1 pseudogene is annotated in these 231 nt (G+C 74.5%); it reads right to left on the minus strand.

The features are described 5' to 3' along the window. Positions 1-231: pseudogene (locus G5A07_RS21810) on the minus strand (exodeoxyribonuclease V subunit alpha); the annotation flags it as partial.

Genomic DNA, 231 nt, shown 5'->3' on the forward strand with positions numbered 1-231 from the left:
GTGCCGCGTCGGGCGCGCCGAGGGTCGCCTCCAGGTCCAGGCAGACGTGCCCGTGGCCCAGTTGGTGGCTGGTCAGCGCCGCCGCCAGCAGCACCTGGGGATCGGCCTGCGGCTGCAACTCGACGAGGAAGGCGACGAACGCCCGGTCCAGCGCCCGTAGCCAGCCGCGCGCCACCCACAGGTCGAGCTGGCGCAGCAGGTCGTGGCGTGCCGCCAGCGGTTGCGCTACCT

Origin of the sequence: Stenotrophomonas sp. AS012628 (genome assembly GCF_010608305.1) — a bacterium.
In the GTDB taxonomy this organism is placed as follows: domain Bacteria; phylum Pseudomonadota; class Gammaproteobacteria; order Xanthomonadales; family Xanthomonadaceae; genus Stenotrophomonas; species Stenotrophomonas geniculata.